Genomic DNA, 17,605 nt, shown 5'->3' on the forward strand with positions numbered 1-17,605 from the left:
GTCGAGGGGACCGTGATCCGTCTCCAGCATGGCCCACGGTCGACCGCCACGTGCCGCTCGGGGCCCGAGGCGCGCGCCTGCGTAGGGTCTGGAGCAAGCGGAAGGAGGTGCGCGTGACCAGAGGGCGGCCGTCCTCTCCGATGCCCCCGATGGACTCGGTGACCCAGGTGGGGTCGCGAACAGCCGCCTGGACCTGGAACTCGTGGCTGCGGTGACGGTGCCTGGCCCATGTAGTCCGCAGAGCGAGGCCTCAGCTACACGGTGACCGAGCTACTGCCGGGTGGTCGTAGAGCCCGGGAGGATGCACCGAATGCCCGTCGGTAGGCAGCGGCCGTGGCAGCCGATGCCGGACAGTCGAGGGTGTGGATCAGCTCGGAGTTGTGGCGCCAGCGCCCCACTGTCGTTCGATCTCCGCGGCCGGGAACGGCGTCTGCTTGCTCTCGGTGAGCAGACGGCGGAAGAAGGAGTCCACGACGACGGTAGGGCGTGCGTGCCGGTCGATGATGGCCGTGATCTCAGGCGGGATGTCGCCAGGTCGCCGGCCCGCGATCCAGTCGTGCAGGAAGGCTTCGCGTTCCGTGTCACCGCGCACGCCGTCGAGCAAGTGGTACTGGAGCAGGTGGCTCGCGGTGTAGCAGTGGTCGTATGCGAGGCGGTCCGAGAGGAAGGTGGACTCGTCCGCCGACAGGTCGAAGCGCGAGCTCAGGGCAAGTCCGAAGTCAGCGAAGTAGAGCTGGCGTCCATCGGTCAGGATGTTGGCAAAGTGAGCATCGAAGTGGACAAGTCCGCGAGAACTCATAAAGGCAGCTCCGCTCATCAGGGCTTCCTCCACCCAGCGGGAGGGCAAGCTGTCCCCGTCTTCCGGCATGGCGGTTTTGCGCTGGGTGGCCAGCCATCCGGCGAGTGTGTGCGGCACGTGCTCCAGGAAGACCACCAGGCTGCACGAGGACTGGCCGATGGCCTCCAGCCGGTCACGAACGGCGGGTGATCCCTCCCAGTGCGCGACGGCCCCCTCCAGTCCCCCGAACTCGTCGGTGAATCCTTCGGGAGGGGAGTCAGGCAGAACTCGCCAGTGGTACATCAGGGGGAATCCCGCATACTCGTCGCCCAGAACCCAGTTCGTGGTCATGGTGTGCACGGCAAGCTCCCGCCAGGCACCGAACCCGGCCGACCCGAGTGGGGTAGCGGCTGCTACGACCTCCCCGAGCCGGTGGTCGCTCAACAAGGAGAGCTGGGTGCTCACGGTTCCGTAGCCAGCCAGGCGCGCGGCGCGCTGCAATTCCTGGTCCAGCATCGACGGCCCCTCGGTGCCCGAACCAGGGCTTCGGCAATCCCGCGTACGGCACAGACCTTGCGCTGAGAAGGTCAGCCACTCTCATGAACAACCGTTTATGAGAGTTCGGGCCACGTCGCTTCGGTCGGCGGGCTTCGGCAACTGAGGTGCTTGGTGTTCACCGAGGTGGTGTTACCAGGCCGATCTCGTAAGCGGTGATGACAAGTTGGACTCGGTCGCGGGCTTCGAGTTTGGTGAGTAGCCGCGCTACGTGTGCTTTCGCGGTGGCCACGCTGATGTAGAGGTGGGCGGCGATCTCGCTGTTGGACATGCCGCGTCCGACGAGGGTAAGTACCTCGCGTTCCCGCTGGGTGATGTTCCCGACTGGTCGGGGATGCGAGGCTGGTTCGGGGCGGGCGGCGAACTCTGTGATCAGGCGGCGCGTGACGCTCGGGGCGATCAGGGCGTCTCCGGCGGCGACCACGCGGATTGCCCCGAGGATGTCGTCCAGTGCCATGTCCTTGACGAGGAATCCGCTCGCACCCGCTCGGAGCGCGCCGTAGATGTACTCGTCGTCGTCGAACGTGGTGAGGACAAGGACGCGCGTCGCTCCAGCGGCTGCTGTGATCAGCCCGGTGGCCTCGATGCCGTCCATGCCTGGCATGCGGATGTCCATGACTGCCACGTCGGGCTCGGTGTCCCGGACCAGCTGGATCGCTTCGGCGCCGGTTCCGGCCTCTCCCACGACGTCGATGTCGGGGGCGTCGGCCATCAGGACGCGCAGGCCGTTGCGGACCAGTGGCTGGTCGTCGGCGAGCACGACGCGGACCGTCATGAGATGTGCACTCCTTCGGAGAGGGGGAGCCGGGCTGCCACGCGAAAGCCGCCCTCGGGGCGAGGCCCGGCGGTGAACCGGCCGCGTAGCAGGGTGACGCGTTCCCGCATTCCGGTGATGCCGTATCCGGTGCCGGAGGTGGGGCCGCCGCGGCCGTCGTCGGCGACCTCGAGGGTCAGTTCGCCGTCTTGGTAGCCGATGGTGACGCGGCAGTCGGAGGTGTTCGCGTGGCGTACGACGTTGGTGAGGGCCTCCTGGACGATCCGGAAGGCGGCCAGGTCGATATCGGGGGGCAGGGGCCGTCGTCCTCCGAGCCATCGCATGTCGACATGGATGCCCGCGTCCTTCGCCGAGGCGGTCAGCCGGTCGAGGTCGGCCAGCCCCGGGGCAGGCTCGCGCGGCGCGGCCTCCGCCCCGGGGCCCGGTTCGGTACGGCGCAGTGCGCCCAGGGTGCGCCGCAGCCCGGCGAGGGTTTCCCTGCTGGTGTCTTCGATGGTGGCCAGCGCGTTGCGGGCTTCGTCCGGCTGTGTGTCGATGACCCGGCGGCCCACGCCTGCCTGGATGGCGATGACGCCGATACTGTGCGCGATCATGTCGTGCAGCTCACGGGCGATCCGGAGGCGTTCGGCAGCGGCGGCCTGGGCGGCGGTCTGTGAACGCAGTGCTGCGGCGTGCTCTCGGCGTTCGCGAATCGAATGGCCGGTCATCCAGGCGGCGGCGAGCGCGAGGACGAGGACCACGACCGTGCGGGCGAAGCCGTCCGTCCCGGTCCCGAGGCGTGCGGCGAAGGCGATCTGTACGCCGAGTGTCGTGACGGCAGCGGTGACCGCGATGCGGCGAGACCGGGTGGCCACGATGTATCCGATGGCGAGGTCGTTTGCCAGAACCAGCAGATACACGACTTGCCAGAACGGGGTTGTCGTCGCCGTGACGTACGTCCCCAGGAGCATCAGCGCCAGGGCCGGCAGTGGGCGGCGGCGCAGCAGTCCGAGAGGCAGGACCGTGACCGCGGCCGCCGAGACGGAGGGCAAGCCGGGGGAGTCGAAGGGCGTGCCGCGTGCTGCGAAGAACAGTGCGAAGGGGTAGGCGATCGCCCCGCACCAGGCCAGAGCCGCCCGCGCGGTCGGCCGCAGGTGCCAGGACAGCAGGGGACGCGGCTTGGCGGACATGGGGCGATCGTAGTCGCCTGACCAGCGGCGGAACATTGGCCCGTGGGCGTACGCCCACGGGATACCAGGCCTCCCGCGAGTGCAGCCGACGGGCCGATGCCGGACGGACGCTCTCCCCTGCACCGTTGGCCGGGTGATCGAAGTCAACGAACTGACCAAGCGATACGGCAAGGCCACTGCCGTCAACTGCCTGACCTTCACCGTGCGCCCCGGGCACGTCACCGGGTTCCTCGGTCCCAACGGTGCCGGCAAGAGCACCACGCTGCGCATGCTGCTCGGCTTGACCGAACCCACCAGAGGCACCGCCACTATCGACGGTCACCTGTTCCGGGACCGCCCGCGCGGCCTGCGTCACGTCGGTGCCCTGCTCGACGCCCATGACGTCCATGGCGGTCGCAGCGCAGTGGCCTGTCTGTCCGCCCTGGCCCGCAGCAACGGTATCCCGCGGCACCGGGTGGACGAGGTCCTTGAGGAGGTAGGACTGGCTCCTGCGGCCCGGCGTCGCATCGGCGGGTTCTCCCTGGGCATGAAGCAACGGCTCGGCATCGCCACGGCTCTGCTCGGCGACCCTCCGGTGCTGCTGTTCGACGAGCCGGTCAACGGCCTGGACCCGGAGGGCGTGCGGTGGGTACGCGGCCTGTTCAGGCGACTGGCCGCCGAGGGGCGCACCGTGTTCGTCTCCAGCCACCTGATGAGCGAGATGCAGAACACCGCCGAGCACCTGATCGTCATCGGCCGGGGCGAGCTGATCGCCGACGAGAGCGTTGCGGAGTTCGCGGCCCGCGGCACCCGCCAGAGCGTGACCGTGCGGACACCCGACAGCACCGTGCTGGCAGCTCTGCTCGAAGCCGAGGGCGCTTCGGTACAGCCGGACGAGTCGGTCGCCGACGCAGAGGAGTGGCTCACCGTGACCGGCCTGAGCGCGGCCCGCATCGGGGAACTCGCCTCCCACCACCGGATCGTGCTCCTTGAGCTGGCCACCCGCACCTCCTCACTGGAGGAGGCGTTCATGGAACTCACCGCCGACGGCGTCGAATACCTCGCAGGAGAATCCCGATGACCTCGACCACCACACAGCAGACGAGGGTCTCGACCGCCGTGCGCGCCGCCGAGCCCGGCTCCCGCTTCCGGGACCTCCTCGCCGCCGAGTGGATCAAACTCTGGTCGCTTCGGTCCATTTCCTGGGCGTTCGGGGTCAGCGCGCTGGTCGTCATCGCAATCAACATCAGCGCGGCCGTCGCGGACTACAACAACTGGCCGACCTACAACGAAGGGATCCGGGCCCTCTTCGTTCCGATCTGGGCCATGCGGGACGCCTTCACCATCGGCGCCTGCATGGTCCTGATACTCGCCACCGGCAGCATCGGCGCCCTCACGGTCGTCGGCGAGTACAGCACCGGGCAGATCCGCACGACCTTCGCGGCAGTACCGGCCCGCCGATCGGTCGTAGCGGCCAAGATGGCCGTCGTGACGACAGTCATGCTCGTCTACGGCACCGTCGTCGCGGGAGCCTCGTTCGGCGTGACACAGGCCATCCTGTCCGGTCGGGGCATCGGCCTGTCCCTCGGCTACCCAGGCGCGCTCCGCGCCGTCGCGGCGTCCGCTCTGCTCGCTCCGGTGTGCGCGCTCGTCGGGATGGGCCTCGGCGCCCTCATCCGGCACACCGCAACCACCCTCGTGACGTTCACCGGCGTTCTTCTGCTTCTGCCGTTCCTCCTCAACGACCGCCACCGCTGGTCGTCCGCCATCCTTCACGCGCTGCCCCGCAGTGCCTGGGAACGACTGGTGCGGATGGGTGACCCCTTCGAACCGGCCCCCTACCCGGCGACCATCAGCGGGTCGTGGATCGTGTACGCGGCTTGGCCCCTCGCCGCAGCAGTCGTCGCTGTGGTCGCCGTCCGCCGGCACGATCCGTGAGCCCGCAGGGCCTGGCTGCCGAAGATGTACACCGGGCCGTTGCAGCAGGCTCTTGGTCCGCACTCGCCAGGTGCCAGGCGGGAGTGTGACGGCCCGGCCCCGCGCTCAGGCTTCCGGCCAGGTCGTCGTGCCACACGGTGCCGGTTGAGGGGTCTGCGAGCACGATCCGTGAGCCCGCAGGGCCTGGCTGCCGAAGATGTACACCGGGCCGTTGCAGCAGGCTCTTGGTCCGCACTCGCCAGGTGCCAGGCGGGAGTGTGACGGCCCGGCCCCGCGCTCAGGCTTCCGGCCAGGTCGTCGTGCCACACGGTGCCGGTTGAGGGGTCTGCGAGTCGGACGCCGTACGAGGGCCGGGCACCACGGACGCCGCGGCGGCGATGGCGAGGTACGAGTTCATGTCCAGCTCGAACCGACCGTACGGGTTCACGTGGGTCCAGAACAGCGGGGACAGGGCCCGCCGGACGGCGTCGGTGAGCCGCTTCCGCCACTTCCCCTCGCTCAGGATGCCCTGAACCAGGAGGGTGTTGACGTGCACCAGCGCAGACTGGAGCAGGTGCAGCGCCAGCATCGAGATCTGCTGGGACTCCTTGTCAGAGCCGGTCAGATCACCGTCCTTGCCGTAGAACAGGTCGTGGTTGGCGGAGTTCCAGTTCTCCACGACCTGGAGCCCGTCGTTGATCTCGCGCCGCAGGTCGGCGTCGGCGAGGTAGTCGCAGATGAACGCTGTCCGCACCGCCCGCCCGAGTTCCTCGATCGCGCGGTAGGTGGGGTGCTTGGGCCCGCCGAGGGTGAGGCGCCGTAGGACCTGCTCAGCCTCGGCGGATCGCCCGCTTCAGCGGGGCGTCGGTCTGCAGACCGACGATCAGCTCCCGGTCGCGGTCGATGTAGCCGGGCGCGTGAGACGTGATGGTGGAGGGCGTCGCCGTGTCGACGTCGAGGATGCCCTTGCGGCGCTCCTCCGGGAAAAGGGCGGCGACGGTTGTCCACACGGCGAGTGTCCGGTCCGTGGGACCGGCCAGGAACGCGGAATCGCCTCCGTACGGCGTGTAGTTGTCCTGGATGATGGGACGGACGTCGATCTCCCGCCGCAACTCTGCAGCTGAGAGAGGGGGACGCAGCCGCTTGGGCGGCGCGGCTGCCCGAACCGGTGAAGCCGCGCCCGGGGTGGCGGCGTGGCCGGTGTCGGCAGGGGGCTGGACGGTCACGAGCTTTCCGGGGCCGCTGCCGGACGGGTGGTGTGGTGCGCGCCGCTCTGCGGTCGGACCCGTTCAGTCGTGGGGTACGACCGCGACCGGTGCCAGGCAGTGGTGCAGGACCGCGTGGGTGACGGCGCCGATGTGGGTGCCGATCCGTGCCCGGCGGACCTTGCGGCCGACGACGACGAGCCGGGCGTCGTGCGACAGCTCCATGAGGTCCTGCGCCGGCCGGCCCTGGCGGCAGTCGCGCACCACCGCCACGTCCGGGAACTTCTCTGTCCAGGGGGCCAGCGCCTCGTCGAGCGCCCGTCGCGTGTCTGCGGCGACCTCCGTCATGAGCGATGGCAGTGCGCCGGCCATGTCGGGTCCGTAGAGCGCCGGAACGGCCCACCGGTGCACCACGCGCAGTCCGCAGCCGTACCGGTCTGCGGCGGCGAAGCCGAAGGCGAGCAGCTCGTCGCCGGCGGCGGACACGTCCAGACCGATGACCACCTCGCCCGTACGCTCCTCCTCGGGCTCCAGGGGGTCGTGCGGGCGGACGAGGACGACAGGGCGCCGTGTGCGGGCGAGCACCGCCAGGGAGACCGACCCTGCGAGGAATCCGGCCAGGCCGCCCAGACCACGGGAGCCGAGCACCAGCAGTTCCGCTCCCTCGGCAGCACTGCACAGCTCCTCCACCGGGTCGCCGGCCACCCACTCCGTCTCGACATCCAGGCCCGGGTGGCGGCGCCGCAGCCGCCTTTCGGCGGTGGCGAGCGTGCGCTCGCCCCATCCGCGTGCCGTCGCCGGGTCGACCACACGTGTACGGGGATCCTCGTCGATGCTCCATGCGCGGAGCAGCCGCAGCGGCACGGCACGACGCAATGCCTCCTGGGCGGCCCACTGCGTGGCGGCGAGGCTTTCCGGGGATCCGTCGAGGCCGGCGGTGACGGTGCGGGACATGGGGACTCCGTGGGTCTGGCGGCCGGGCGGGCCGGACGCGGCATGCGGGCGGGCTGACTTCAGGGGCCCGAAGATCGCCGTCCGGCACTCCGGGGCGCTGCTGGGCGGGCTTGTCCCTCCACGGTGATCGGCCGGGACGGTACGCGCAGGGGGCCGGAGGTCCCTGCTGTGGGCCAGGAGGCCTCGCGGCCGCGCGTCACCGGCCGGACGGCCAGGACACCGTGGCCGAATGGGCCGGGAGACAGGGCCGATGGGCCCTCGGCGGACCGCGGCCTCCTCACGGAGGCTGAGGACAGGGAGCACGGCCGAAGCGGCCATGCCCGTCGAGCCGTATGGAGGCACCCTCATGACCAGCGCCATCACCGTAGGAGTGGACGGTTCCGCGGAAAGCCTCGCAGCGGCCGGCTGGGCGGCGCGCGAAGCCGAACTGCGCGGGATGCCGCTGCGTATCGTGCACGCCTGGCGCTGGCAGCCCCTGGACGTCCCCGTCGTCCAGGACAGGCAGGCGCAGGCCGACTCCGCCCACGCTGTGGTCCGCGAGGCCGAGACTCACGTCGCCGGCCGCCACCCGTCCCTCACGGTCACCGCCGAAGTGGTCCAGGACACCGCGGTCGCCGCTCTGTTGAGGGAGGCCGAAACGGCCGAGATGCTGGTGCTGGGTTCACGGGGGCACGGGGCGCTCGCCGGCTTCCTTCTCGGCTCCTACGGTCAGCAGGTGATCGCCGCGGCGAAACGACCCGTGGTGTCCGTGCGCGCCCGCGACGGGCAGACGCCTCGCGCGGAGGGCGGCGAGGTCGTCGTGGGCCAGCAGGGCACGCCGGAGGACAGCGACGCGGTGCTCGGCTTCGCCTTCGAGGAGGCCGCCGCACGCGGCGCGGCCCTGCGTGCGGTACGGGCCTGGAGCCTGCCGCCGGTCTTCGCCTACAGCCCCGGCTCGATGCTCCTCGCGGACGAGGCCGGAGGGCTGGAACCGTTCGAGAGGAAGGCCCTGGCGGAGGCACTCGCCCCGTGGCGAACACGGTTTCCCGACGTCCCGGTGACCGAGCACGTCGAGATCGGCAGCGCGGGACAGGTACTGCTGTCCACCGTGTCGGAGGCGCAGTTGCTCGTGGTCGGCCGACGGACGCGCCGCGCGCCCGTCGGTACCCGCATCGGGTCGGTCGCCCACGCCGCCCTGCACCATGCCCCTTGCCCCGTCGCTGTCGTACCGCACGACTGACGGCCTCCTCATGGCGGGGGCGTGTCACACGGCCGGTCCCCGCCACGAGAACGACACCGCCCGAACCGCCGAAGCAGCGACCTCACGAGGCGATCACCGCAGGCGCTTGTGGCGACATGATCCAGGCTTCGTCCTCGCCATGCGGCGCGGTGACCCCGTCGGCGACACGTGCCCGTCCGGACGTCGCCGGGATCGCAGCGCGAAGGGGCCCTGTTGCCGGGCCCCTTCGCGTTCTTCGTACTTCGGGAGATGCCGACCGCGGCCCCTGCTCAGCTCTGGCGGAGCACAGGTGTACTGCCCTGTGAGGCTGTCTCACCGGCTCGCATCCGCGTGTGAGACCGGCGTCAGCGTCGCGGGCGGCCTTCCCGTTCGGATGGACCACCCTGGCCCTCCCGGGCAGCCAGTGCCTGGGTGGCGATGACGGCGGCCTGCACCCGGCGTTCGACACCCAACTTGGCGAGCAGCCGGGAGATGTTGTTCTTGACCGTCTTCTCCGCCAGGTACAGCCGCTTGCCGATCTCCCGGTTGGTCAGTCCCTCCCCCACCAGAGCGAGGATCTCCCGCTCCCGCTCGGTCAATCCGGGCAGACCCTGCCGCTGCTCCTCCTGGGGGGATCCGCCACGAAGCCGGGCCATGACCCGGGCCGTGGCGCCGGGGTCCAGCATGGACTGGCCGGAGGCGACCGTACGCACGGCGGTGACCAGGTCGGTGCCCGTGATCTGCTTGAGGACGTAGCCGGACGCACCGGCCATGATCGCGTCGAGCAGCGCCTCCTCGTCATCGAACGACGTCAGCATCAGGCAGGCCAGGTCGGGCATGCGCGAGCGAAGCTCCCGGCACACGCTCACGCCGTCCCCGTCCGGCAGGCGCACGTCGAGAACGGCGACCTGCGGGCGCAGTGCGGGCACCCGCACCAGCGCCTGCTCGACCGTGCCGGCCTCCCCGACCACGGTCAGGTCGGGCTCGGCGTCCAGCAGATCGTGCACACCGCGGCGCACCACCTCATGGTCGTCGAGAAGGAAGACCCTGACCGGCTCCTTCTCGGTGAGGCCGCCGCTGCTGTCCGTCATCACACACTCCGTGTTCGCCGAGTTCTCCGCCCCCAAGGGCTCCCCACGCATCGTGCCGCGCGAGCGGGACCATCGCCCAGAGCCGGATGGCCCTCATACCGTGGCCGATGCCCGTGAGTGCCCGTACCCGATGCCGCAAATCCCCATATATCTCCTGTGTCCGACGATCACGAGCCGCGTGAACGGCACCCGTCGACGCCCTCGTTGTCCGGCCATGTGTTCCCGCTGCGCCGGGGCATCGCCGGCGAGGGACCTTCGACTCCCTGGGTACGGGACCGCTGGACCTGCTGCCTTCGCGCCCGCTCTGGTGGACTTCCGGGGCCGGGACGGCCGGGGCACTCAGGGCCCCGGGACACCGCCTGAATCAAGAAAGCAGGACAGCCGCCATGACGACGCCCCAGATCAGCCTGACCACGGCCCCACTGGACCACAGCACGACGGCGGTCGCCCTGGCCGGGGAGCTGGACCTCTACACCGCTGCGCACATCGAGGCGGAGCTCACCCGCCTGGCACGGCAGACCGAGCGTGAACTGCTGCTCGACCTGGCAGGCGTCTCCTTCTGTGACAGTTCCGGTGCGGCGCTGTTCCTGCGCATGCACCGCCGGTGTGTGACGGCCGGTGTGCGTTTGCGCCTGTGCCGCATCCAGCGACTTCCCGCTCGCGTCATGCGCGCCCTGGGCGTGGACCGCGCCGTGCCCTGCTCCTTCGCGTGACCCATCGCGGAGATCCGGTCCTCGGAACCGCCGGCAACCGGAACGGCCGAGAAGGTCCGTTCGGCCCTACTGAGCGGGCGTGCAAGGGGAGACGCTGGCTGGAGGCGGCGAAGCCGTCCGGGACCGAGCCGGAGCAGAAGGTGAGCACGATGAAGGACGAGGCCACGCGTACCACGGTGGACGACCACCGTGAGGCGGTGGCGCCCCGGCGAATGGGACAGCTCGGCCGTGCCGAGGCCCTGCGGCTGCTCGGCAGCATCTCGCTCGGGCGCATCGTCTTCACGCACCAGGCCCTGCCGGCCATCCGCCCGGTCAACCACCTCATGGACGGCGAGGACATCATCGTCCAGCTGCACGACGGCGCCACGCTCGCCTCCATCGTGACGCCTACCCAGGCCGCAGGTGTCGTGGTGGCTTACGAGGCTGACGTCATCGACCCCGAGACACACCTCGGCTGGAGCGTGGTGGTCACCGGATACGCCCGCAGGGTCACCGACGAGAGGGAACTCGCGCGTTTCGCCGCCTGTCCGCGCCCGTGGGCGCAAGACCCCTCCACGAACACCGCATTGCGTATCAGGCCGGACCTGGTGACGGGCTTGCAGCTCACCGTATAGAGCCTGCCGGTCGCGCCGGACAACCGAGTCCCGCGACGGCACATGCCCCTGTCATCGGGACTGCGGGCACCCGCTGCACGGCGGGATGCCCGCAGACGTGCCACCGGCCCCGGTGCACCCGGAAGGTTCGGATGTGCTCCGGCTGAGGAACCGGCGGTCACGCAGCGGGGCCGGAGACGAGAGGCGCGCGCCACACCAGCCGACTGCCGCCCTCCTCAGGACACCCGATCTCCAGGGCGCCGCCCACGCTGCGGGCCCGCTCTTCGAGGTTGCTCAGTCCGCTGCGCCTGCCGTCGGCGGGGATCCCCCTGCCGTTGTCCGTCACGGTGAGGACGACCTCGTCGGAGGTGGCCCGCAGGGCGACCTCGACCCTGGTGGCGTGCGCGTGCCGGGCCGCGTTGCTCAGCGCCTCGGTGAGTGCTGCCATGATGTGATCGGCCACCTGCAGGGGGACGTCCGTGTCGAGCAGGCCCTCCATGCTCAGGTGGGGCGGAAATCCGAGGGTGGTCGCCGTCTCGCCCACGGTGCGGGCGACCCGTGCGCGCAGGCTCGGCCCGGTGTCCCCCTCTCGGGCGCGCAGGCCGAAGATCGTGGAGCGGATGATCTTGATGGTTTCGTCGAGGTCGCCGACCGCGCGTGAGACGCGTTCGGCGGCGCCCTCGTGCTGCACGAGTCGCGCCGCGCTCTGCAGGGTCATGCCGGTCGCGAACAGGCGCTGGATGGCCAGGTCGTGAAGGTCACGGGCGATGCGGTCGCGGTCCTCCAGGAGCGCGAGGTGCTCGGCGTCGCTGCGGCGCTCGGCCAGCTCGAGGGCGAGCGCGGCCTGTCCGGCGAAGGCCAGCAGCGGCTCCAGCTCTGCTTCGGTGAAAACCGGGTCTCCTTGGTGCCGGGCCAGCAGCAAGACACCGCGGGTGTCCTTGACGGCTGTGCCCAGGGGCACGGCGACCGCAGGGCCCAGGCCGTCGAAGCGCCGGGGGCCGGCGGTGTACCGGTCGTCCTCCGCGATGCCGACGGTGGTCACGGGCGCGCCCGCCTTGTACGCGGCGCCGGAAAGAGTGCCTTCGACCGGTACTACCAGGCCGCGGCGGGTTTCGCCGTCGGCGCCGATGGCCAGCTCGACGACGAGGTCGTCCGTCCCGGCGACGGGCACGGAGACGTCGGCGAGCCCGGCCCCGGTGATTTCCCGGGCGCGGCGGGCGATGAGTTCCAGCACCGCCAGTCGCGGGCTGCCGGAGAGCAGGCTGTTGGTGATCTCCGCGTTCGCCTGCAGCCACCGCTGCTGGCGCTGCGAGGCCTCGTACAGCCGGGCGTTGTCGATGGCGACTCCGGCGGCGACGGACAGCGTGGAGATGACCGACTCGTCCTCGGCGTCGAAGTCCATGCCCCCGTGCTTGTCGGTCAGGTAGAGATTGCCGAAGACCTCTTCACGGACCCGGATCGGCACGCCCAGGAACGTGCGCATCGGCGGGTGATGGGCCGGGAAGCCGTAGGACGCCTCATGGGCGCCGAGGTCGGTCAGGCGGAGCGGTTCGGGGTTGTGGATGAGCTCGCCGAGGATGCCGTGCCCGGCCGGCAGGGGTCCGATCCTGGCGATCTCTTCCTCGGTCAGGCCGACGGTGAGGAACTGCGACAGGGTCCGGCCGTCGGGCCCGATCACTCCAAGCGCCGCGTACTGGGCGTCGACGAGCAGCGCGGCGGCTTCCACGATGCGCCGCAGCACCTGTGAGAGGTCCAGTTCGCGGCCTACCGAGACGACCGCCTCCAACAGGCTGTGTACCCGGTCCCGGGTGCCGCGTGCGGCGTTGATGCGCGCCTGCAGTTCCTCCAGCAGCTCGTCGAGCCGCATCTGGGGCATCCGCGACAACGGCTCCTCGCCCACCAGGCCTCCTGACCTCGATCACCCACCCGTACCGCGACAGCCTAACGGCCGAGTGGGTGGCCCGGGGCGTCAGATCAAGGGCAGTGGCCGGGGGTCGGCGTAGTAGGCGGCTCGCATGATGCCCTCCATGTCGTCCAGCATCGGCATGCGCGGGTCGGCAGGCGCGCACTGGTCCTCGTAGGCGTTGAGCGCCTGCGCGGGAAGAGCCGCGATGAAGGCCGTCTCGTCGATGCCCAGGGCGCGGCGAACACGACCGGGTTGCGCGTCTTCAGCGCCAGCAGGGCCTTGAAGACGGTGGTGCACGTCGGGTTGGTGACCGGGGTGACCGCGCAGATCACGCCGACGGGTTCGGCGATCTCGATGATGCCCTCGATGTCGTCACGGCCGATGACGCCGACCGTCTTCGGCCGGGACATGCTGTGGGTGACGTGCTCGCAGGCGCACATGTTCTTTGCGGCCTTGTCCTCGAAGACGCCCCGGCTGGTCTCCTCCACCGCCAGCCGCGCCAGGGCGGTGTGCTGGTCCAGGGCGGCCACAGAAGCCTTGGCGACGATGTGGTCGACCTGCTCCTGGGTGAGGGACTCGAAGTCGGCAAGCGCCTTGGAAGCGTTGTCGACGAGTCCGTCCACGGTGTCGCTGCGGTCACTGGTCATCTGAGTCATAGACAGCTCCCTGGATGCGGAGGATCGGCCGTGACGGAGTGTCCGCTCGTCCTGTCAGCTACCGCCTTCCGCCGGAGATGCCCGGGGCGAAGGTCCCGAAGGTCCCGGTGAGGGGCCCGATGGTCTCCGGGGCCCTGGTCAGGCGTTCTTGCGGTCCCGCTCGGGGGCGACCCGCGCCCATCCCCGGCCCACCACCACCAGCACCGCATCGGTGAGGCAGCGCTCGGTCCGCTGCTGGGCCCGCCCCTCCAGCACGGCCGCCCAGGCCACCGCGCCACCCAGCGGCGCATCGATGAACCCTGCCGCGCCCAGGACACAAGGGCATCCAGCCCTCCACCGCGTGGGAACGGTGCCGCGGCTCATCACGGCGCCACAGCCGCACCCTCCCGACGCGCACCGTCGAGAAGGGCCGCGACGTACTGGGTCAGGTCGGCGAGACGGTTGGTGTAGCCCCACTCGTTGTCGTACCAGCCGAAGACCTTGACCAGGTTCCCGTGCGCCTGGGTCAACGGGGCGTCCACGATGCAGGAGGCGGGGTCGCCCACGATGTCGCGCGAGACGATCGGGGCGTCACTGACCCGCAGGATGCCCTTCAGCGGTCCGTCCGCGGCGTCGAGGAAGGCGTAGTCGACGTCCTCCGCGGACACCGACTGTTCCAGGACGAGGGTGAGGTCCGTCAGCGAACCGTCCTCGACCGGCACGCGCACGGCGATGCCGTCCAGGGTGCCGGCGAGCTCCGGGAGCACGAGTCCGACAGCGCGGGCGGCACCGGTGCTGGTCGGGATGATGTTGACGGCTGCCGTGCGGCCCCGGCGCAGGTCCTTGTGCGGGCCGTCGAGCACGACCTGGTCGTTGGTGTAGCCGTGGATGGTGGTCATCAGGCCCTTGACGATCCCGAAGCGCTCGTTGAGGACCTTCACCATCGGGGCCACGCAGTTGGTGGTGCAGGACGCGTTGGAGATCACGTGATGCATGTACGGGTCATAGGTGTACTCGTTGACCCCCATGACGACGGTGGCGTCCACGTCCTTGCCCGGGACCGACAGCAGGACCTTGCGCGCACCCGCCCGCAGGTGCCGGCCGGCGTCCTCCCTGGTCCGGAAGCGGCCGGTGGCCTCGATGACCACGTCCACGCCCAGCGCCTCCCAGGGCAGGTCGGCCGGGTCGCGCTCGGACGTGACGGCGATGCGGTGCCCGCCCACCGTGAGCGATTCGTCGTCGTGCTCGACCGTGCGGCCGAACCTGCCGTAGGTCGAGTCGTAGGTGAGCAGGTGGGCCAGCGCGGCCGGCGAGGCGAGATCGTTGACGGCCACCACCTCCACCGGGGTGCCGCAGGCGGCCTCCGCACGTTCCATGACGCAGCGCAGGTAGTTGCGCCCGATGCGCCCGAAGCCGTTGACTGCTATGCGTACGGTCATCTCCGCCGCCCTCCCAGGGGTGCCGATGCAGGTGGTGTCAGCGTGCGGGTTCCCGCCTGCCCCGCGGCAGGGGTCGAACGGGGATGCCCCCGGGGCCGTTGGGCCCTCGTCTCCCGCACGTGCCGAGCGGCCCGGCAGATCGCGTGCCGAACGGCCCGCGCCTCGGCCGGGTGCGCGGTCTGCCAGGGCCCAGGCGAGGAACCCGGACACGGCTCAGGACGACGTCGAACTTCGGGGAGTCGCCTCGCTGTACCGCGGTGACGACGATCGACATGGGCTTCTGCCGCTGCTCGACGGCCGGGTGCAGCTTGGTAGTCGGGCCGCCGCGCGAGCGGCCGGGGCCGTGGCCGGCCGGCTCGGTGGTGACGCGCCCCAGGCCCCGTGCTCATCCGGCATGCCCCGTCACGGGATGCCGGTGCGCACCCGGACACGCGGACACCCCCTCAGCCCTCCGCGCACGAGGCCGTTTTGGATTGTCGGACGATCATCCCTACGATCCGCCCATGATCACGAGAAAACGGCTGTCGACCGGGGCCTGCGCGCTGCTCGCCGTCCTGGCCGTCGGGCTGTTCCCGACCGGCGCCGCCGCCGACGAACCGGTGGCGAAGGAATCCCCCAAGGTCGAGCTTGTGCTCGACGTCAGCGGCTCGATGCGCGCCCGCGACATCGACGGCCAGTCCCGGATGTCCGCGGCCAAGCAGGCCTTCAACGAGGTGCTCGACGCGGTGCCCGAGGAGGTGGAGCTCGGCATACGCACCCTCGGCGCGAACTACCCCGGGCAGGACCGCAAGACGGGCTGCAAGGACACCCGGCAGCTCTACCCGGTCGGCCCGCTGGACCGCACCGAGGCCAAGACCGCCGTCGCCACCCTCGCACCCACCGGCTGGACCCCCATCGGGCCGGCCCTGCTCGGCGCGGCGGAGGACCTCAAGGGCGACGACAACGCCACCCGCCGCATCGTGCTCATCACGGACGGGGAGGACACCTGCGCCCCGCTCGACCCCTGCGAGGTGGCGCGCGACATCGCCGCCCGGGGCATCCATCTGACCATCGACACCCTCGGCCTGGTGCCGAACGCCAAGATCCGCCAGCAGCTCACCTGCATCGCGGAGGCGACCGGCGGTACGTACACCTCGATCCGGCACACCGAGGAACTCTCCAAGCGCGTGCGGCAGTTGGTGGACCGCGCGGCCGACCCGGTCGTCATCCCGGTGGCCACCGAGGGCACCGCGCGCTGCGCCGACGCCCCGACCCTGAAGCCGGGCCTGTACACCGACCGCGAGACCTTCGGGCAGCACCGCTGGTACCGGGTGGACGTCCTGCCCGGCCAGGAACTCCGCGCCTCGGTGAGCGTCTCCGCCGACCGCGCCGTGAACAACGACTACGGCGTCCTGCTGCGGGCGGTGACCCTGCGCGGCCGTGAGATCGTCCGTGGCTCCGAGGCGGGCGACGGACGGACGGACGTCATCTCGACCGGACTGCGCTATCCCAAGCGGCCGGTGGGCGGCGCCGACGCGGACAAGCCCGCGGCGGAGACCGTCTGCCTGCAGATCAGCAACTCCTTCTCGGCGCCGCCGTCGGTGAAGACGACGCCCGGTATGCCGATCGAGCTGGCCGTCGACATCGTCGACGCGCCGGACGAGGCCTCCGACGTGGCCGCGTTCGGTCTCGGCCGGGGCTGGTGGCTGCTCGGCGTGCTCGTCCTGGCCGGTTTCGTGGGCGGTCTGCTGTGGGGCTGGCTGTCCCGTTGGCGCGTCGCCGTCTGGAGGACCAACTGATGCGTACCGTACGCGCGCGGAGCGCCGTCGTCCTGGCGGGAGCCACCCTGTTCGGACCGGCCGCCGTGCCGGTCCTGGCCGACACCCCGGCCCCGAGCGGCAGCGCGAGCGCCGAGGCGACGGCCGGACCGACGGAGGCCGGCACCACGTTCCGTACCGCCGCCTTCTTCCGGCAGGGCCAGCGGGCCACCGCCGAGGCCTCCACGGGTGACTACCTGTACTGGGTGTTCCCCGCGGACACCGGGCAGCGGCCCACCGTGACGGCCTCGGTCACCCTGCCCGAGTCCGCCGCCCGGCACGGCGCCTCCACCTGGCGGATCGACGTCTACGACGGCCTGCGCCGCCGTCAGCCGTGCATGTACGGGATGCAGTCCAGGGCCGCCGCCCAGGAGGCCGCCACCGTGGAGCTCGCCTGCACCCTGCGCCCGGTCCGCCCGTGGGCGGACACCTGGGACGACGACCCGCTGCCCGGCAGCTATTTCGTGCGGCTGACCGTCACGGGCCTGCCCGAGGAGGACCTCGGGCAGCCGTTCACCGCCGAGATCGGCGCGACCTCGGTGGAGAAGGGCGGCGCGTACGCGGGCGGCGGCTCGCTCGCGGCCCCGCTGGTGCCCGGTGCCACGACGGAGGAGGCCGCCCCGGCGGACACACCGTCCGCGGTCGAGGCGCGGGCGCCCGAGGACGGCTGGTCCTCGGGCTGGTGGTCCGACCGATGGATCTGGACGGCTGCGGGCGGCGTGCTCGGCGCACTGGCCGGCATCGGCGGATACACCCTGACCAGAGGAGCCGGGCGGCCCTCACGGGTGCCGCCCGCCGTCTGACGCGAACGGGACGTGGGGGGGGGAAGGGCCGGGCGAGGGAGGAGGAATGGGGGGCGGCGCGGAGAGAGAAGGGGGAGACGGGGCGCTCCAAAAGCGAAG

The 17,605-nt window shown here is 71.0% G+C and carries 15 protein-coding genes and 4 pseudogenes; 7 read left to right on the forward strand and 12 right to left on the reverse strand.

Going from position 1 to position 17,605, the window contains the following annotated elements; translation table 11 throughout:
• Window positions 1-61: 61 nt before the first annotated feature.
• The 4 genes and pseudogenes from ACFUJR_RS22490 to ACFUJR_RS22505 form a co-directional block, all read right to left on the reverse strand.
• Window positions 62-241 (reverse strand): annotated as a pseudogene (locus tag ACFUJR_RS22490) (pyruvate formate lyase family protein); the annotation flags it as partial.
• Window positions 242-367: 126 nt separating this feature from the next.
• Window positions 368-1,294, reverse strand: a complete 927-nt coding sequence (locus tag ACFUJR_RS22495; RefSeq protein WP_383163350.1) for a hypothetical protein — start codon at window positions 1,292-1,294, stop codon at window positions 368-370.
• 157 nt (window positions 1,295-1,451) lie between these two features.
• A complete protein-coding gene (locus tag ACFUJR_RS22500) occupies window positions 1,452-2,108 on the reverse strand; it encodes a response regulator (protein WP_383163348.1) in 657 nt (218 codons plus the stop codon).
• The gene (locus tag ACFUJR_RS22505; RefSeq protein WP_383163345.1) at window positions 2,105-3,277 is read right to left on the reverse strand and encodes a sensor histidine kinase; all 1,173 of its coding nucleotides are present in this window, start codon (window positions 3,275-3,277) and stop codon (window positions 2,105-2,107) included. The genes ACFUJR_RS22500 and ACFUJR_RS22505 overlap by 4 nt, the downstream gene beginning before the upstream one ends.
• Window positions 3,278-3,410: 133 nt before the next feature.
• On the opposite strand from ACFUJR_RS22505, the gene ACFUJR_RS22510 reads away from it, so the two are divergent.
• Both ACFUJR_RS22510 and ACFUJR_RS22515 read left to right on the forward strand, forming a co-directional pair.
• Window positions 3,411-4,337 (forward strand): ABC transporter ATP-binding protein, encoded by a 927-nt coding sequence (locus ACFUJR_RS22510; protein ID WP_383163343.1) that lies wholly within the window; start codon window positions 3,411-3,413, stop codon window positions 4,335-4,337.
• Window positions 4,334-5,194, forward strand: a complete 861-nt coding sequence (locus tag ACFUJR_RS22515; protein WP_383163341.1) for an ABC transporter permease — start codon at window positions 4,334-4,336, stop codon at window positions 5,192-5,194. The genes ACFUJR_RS22510 and ACFUJR_RS22515 overlap by 4 nt, the downstream gene beginning before the upstream one ends.
• Before the next feature lie 277 nt (window positions 5,195-5,471).
• Here ACFUJR_RS22515 and ACFUJR_RS22520 read toward each other — a convergent pair.
• The 3 genes and pseudogenes from ACFUJR_RS22520 to ACFUJR_RS22530 all read right to left on the reverse strand — a co-directional run.
• Window positions 5,472-5,957, reverse strand: a pseudogene (locus tag ACFUJR_RS22520) (Tn3 family transposase); the annotation flags it as partial.
• Window positions 5,958-6,015: 58 nt separating this feature from the next.
• A pseudogene (locus ACFUJR_RS22525) lies at window positions 6,016-6,312 on the reverse strand (pyruvate formate lyase family protein); the annotation flags it as partial.
• Window positions 6,313-6,462: 150 nt separating this feature from the next.
• Window positions 6,463-7,332, reverse strand: coding sequence for a universal stress protein (locus ACFUJR_RS22530; protein ID WP_383163339.1), 870 nt, complete (start codon window positions 7,330-7,332; stop codon window positions 6,463-6,465).
• A 346-nt stretch (window positions 7,333-7,678) separates the two neighbouring features.
• Between ACFUJR_RS22530 and ACFUJR_RS22535 the strand changes: the two genes are divergently transcribed.
• The gene (locus ACFUJR_RS22535) at window positions 7,679-8,551 is read left to right on the forward strand and encodes a universal stress protein (RefSeq protein ID WP_383163337.1); all 873 of its coding nucleotides are present in this window, start codon (window positions 7,679-7,681) and stop codon (window positions 8,549-8,551) included.
• Window positions 8,552-8,895: 344 nt separating this feature from the next.
• On the opposite strand, the gene ACFUJR_RS22540 is transcribed toward ACFUJR_RS22535, so the two are convergent.
• Complete coding sequence (locus ACFUJR_RS22540) at window positions 8,896-9,621, reverse strand: response regulator (RefSeq protein WP_383163335.1); 726 nt, start codon at window positions 9,619-9,621, stop codon at window positions 8,896-8,898.
• A gap of 386 nt (window positions 9,622-10,007) precedes the next feature.
• Between ACFUJR_RS22540 and ACFUJR_RS22545 the strand changes: the two genes are divergently transcribed.
• Complete coding sequence (locus ACFUJR_RS22545) at window positions 10,008-10,334, forward strand: STAS domain-containing protein (protein ID WP_383163333.1); 327 nt, start codon at window positions 10,008-10,010, stop codon at window positions 10,332-10,334.
• A gap of 149 nt (window positions 10,335-10,483) precedes the next feature.
• A complete protein-coding gene (locus tag ACFUJR_RS22550; RefSeq protein ID WP_383163469.1) occupies window positions 10,484-10,948 on the forward strand; it encodes a pyridoxamine 5'-phosphate oxidase family protein in 465 nt (154 codons plus the stop codon).
• A gap of 157 nt (window positions 10,949-11,105) precedes the next feature.
• Here ACFUJR_RS22550 and ACFUJR_RS22555 read toward each other — a convergent pair whose 3' ends face one another.
• The 4 genes and pseudogenes from ACFUJR_RS22555 to gap form a co-directional block, all read right to left on the reverse strand.
• Window positions 11,106-12,803 carry a GAF domain-containing protein gene (locus ACFUJR_RS22555; RefSeq protein WP_383163331.1) on the reverse strand — a complete coding sequence of 566 codons (1,698 nt, stop codon included), beginning with the start codon at window positions 12,801-12,803 and terminating at the stop codon, window positions 11,106-11,108.
• 266 nt (window positions 12,804-13,069) lie between these two features.
• Window positions 13,070-13,489: pseudogene (locus tag ACFUJR_RS22560) on the reverse strand (aldehyde dehydrogenase family protein); the annotation flags it as partial.
• A 138-nt stretch (window positions 13,490-13,627) separates the two neighbouring features.
• Window positions 13,628-13,759: a hypothetical protein gene (locus ACFUJR_RS22565; protein ID WP_383163329.1), complete on the reverse strand. Its 132-nt coding sequence runs from the start codon at window positions 13,757-13,759 to the stop codon at window positions 13,628-13,630.
• Window positions 13,760-13,851: 92 nt separating this feature from the next.
• Window positions 13,852-14,907 (reverse strand): type I glyceraldehyde-3-phosphate dehydrogenase, encoded by a 1,056-nt coding sequence (gap, locus tag ACFUJR_RS22570; RefSeq protein WP_383163327.1) that lies wholly within the window; start codon window positions 14,905-14,907, stop codon window positions 13,852-13,854.
• A 503-nt stretch (window positions 14,908-15,410) separates the two neighbouring features.
• On the opposite strand from gap, the gene ACFUJR_RS22575 reads away from it, so the two are divergent.
• Together ACFUJR_RS22575 and ACFUJR_RS22580 are read left to right on the forward strand one after the other, a co-directional pair.
• The gene (locus ACFUJR_RS22575; RefSeq protein WP_383163325.1) at window positions 15,411-16,685 is read left to right on the forward strand and encodes a VWA domain-containing protein; all 1,275 of its coding nucleotides are present in this window, start codon (window positions 15,411-15,413) and stop codon (window positions 16,683-16,685) included.
• On the forward strand, window positions 16,685-17,506 hold the full coding sequence (locus ACFUJR_RS22580) for a hypothetical protein (protein ID WP_383450662.1): 822 nt from the start codon (window positions 16,685-16,687) through the stop codon (window positions 17,504-17,506). Before ACFUJR_RS22575 ends, ACFUJR_RS22580 begins: the two co-directional genes overlap by 1 nt.
• The last annotated feature ends 99 nt before the right edge of the window (window positions 17,507-17,605 follow it).

It is taken from the genome of Streptomyces sp. NPDC057271, from assembly GCF_042668715.1.
Taxonomy (GTDB): domain Bacteria; phylum Actinomycetota; class Actinomycetes; order Streptomycetales; family Streptomycetaceae; genus Streptomyces.